The sequence below is a fragment of the Streptomyces sp. MnatMP-M17 genome, from assembly GCF_900091995.1.
Taxonomy (GTDB): Bacteria; Actinomycetota; Actinomycetes; order Streptomycetales; family Streptomycetaceae; genus Streptomyces.
On record NZ_FMDK01001250.1, the window covers coordinates 1 to 1,783 of the forward strand.

General features: G+C 63.2%; 2 protein-coding genes. One reads left to right on the plus strand and one right to left on the minus strand.

The window, feature by feature from the left end; translation table 11 throughout:
• The coding region (locus tag GA0115259_RS38310) for a tyrosine-type recombinase/integrase (RefSeq protein ID WP_141716900.1) at nucleotides 1-772 on the plus strand (772 nt) is incomplete at its 5' end.
• Nucleotides 773-1,344: 572 nt separating this feature from the next.
• On the opposite strand, the gene GA0115259_RS38320 is transcribed toward GA0115259_RS38310, so the two are convergent.
• Nucleotides 1,345-1,783, minus strand: a 439-nt coding sequence (locus GA0115259_RS38320) for a polymorphic toxin type 43 domain-containing protein (protein WP_141716901.1), incomplete at its 5' end; no start/stop codon positions are given.

The following is a 1,783-nucleotide window of genomic DNA, read 5'->3' on the forward strand; positions in this document are numbered from 1 at the left end:
GTCCGCCCTGGAGCACGCCGTCCGCGAGGAGGAGATCCCGCGCAACGTCGCCCGCAACGTCCGCACCGGCACACCCCGGCCCCGACGCTTCGAACCCCTCACCGCCGACGAAACCCGCCAACTCCTCACCGCCACCCAGGGCCACCGGCTACACGCACTGTTCGAACTCGCCCTCCACACCGGACTCCGCAAGGGCGAACTTCTCGGCCTGCGCTGGGAAGACCTCGACCTCGACGCGGGCACCGCCGCCATCCGCCGAACCCTCCAGCGCACCAGCGCAGGCGGGCTCACCACGCTGCCCACCAAGACCCGGGCCTCCGAACGCCGCATCGCCATCCCCACCCGCTGCGTCCGCTCGCTGAAGCTCCACCATGAACAGCAGCAGCGCGAGCGCGAGGCCGCGGGAACGACGTGGCTGCACGACAGGCACGTGTTCACCACTGAGCAGGGCAGACCGATCGACCCGACCAACCTCACCCGCGCCTTCATCACGCTCCTCTGCAAGGCCGGCCTCCGCCGCATCCGGTTTCACGACCTCCGGCACTCGACCGCGACCTTGCTCCTGGAGCAGGGCGTCGAACTCGTCGTGATCAAGGAACTCCTCGGCCACGCCCACATCGGCGTCACCGCAACCGTCTACGCCCACGTAAGGCTCCGCCTCCAACGCGACGCCATCGACACCCTCAGCACCACACTCGGCAGCCCGGAGAACACCAAGACGGCACGCTCCGACGGCGACGAGCCGCCGCCCTGCGTCGCCCTCGTCCGCTGACGTTGCCGTCAACTACTGCCGTCAGATGCCCCTGAAGCCCCACCAGTCACATTTGGTGGGGCTTCAGGTTTTCCGAAGCAAAAGCTTCGAGATGCGTTCAGGGCTGATCAATCCCAGCCTTAGGATCCTTTCGGGTACCGGTCACCTACCCGCCAGCACCCCGAGCTCGATCCCGCAATTCTGGCGACAACGCCTCCGAGGCGGCCATTTCGAGGAGAAGCATTCGGGTGGCCTCTTGATCAAAACCCTCTTGCCGAACCATCTCGATAGCCCAATTCGCGGCTAGCTCCATCCAGTATGACCGGCCGGACTTCCATGCCGTCTCCACTGTCAGTTCGATGAGCTTCTCAGGGGTTGGAACGCCACCCTGACCGAGATGCTCCCACGAGCGGGAAAAATCGGCCAGGCAAGCAGAGATGTTGCGCTCCAAGTATGGCCACATGGGAACGAATCCCGATCCCACAAGGGAAGACCGGCCTTCTGACTCCACGCCTACGCCGATCCGACCATCAGGCATGACCCCAATCCACGCCCCGTCTCCCCGATACACCACTGGAGTCCAGTTTCCCATCTCAACCCCACGGCCTGTAGTCGAAGTCAATCCCTTGATCGCTCATAAACTTCTGGAACTGCTGGCGTGTAGCGTCCGTCCACCTGTGGCCATAGTGACCACTATTTTCCGTGAACACTAGGCGGCCGTTATCTCGGAAGAGTGTGCCACCCAACACTGTTCCTCTGTCCATGCCCGCCTTTTCTGCTAGTTGCTCGTGGGGGCTGAGGCCTCCGGGAATTCTTTCACGATCTCCCGCCAGAAACCTTCCGGCACCGGAATCAAACACGAACTCAGTCTCCGCCTTCGTTGAGGTGAAAGCCCTCAAGGCGTCAGCAGTTCCCTCACCCGGCCCCAGAATTACGTCACCACAGTTGCTGTTGTGAACGAGTACCGGGATTGCCCCCGCCAGCACATAGTACGTGTGCAGGTTGCTGACAGTGAGGTTGTGGACGGTGGCT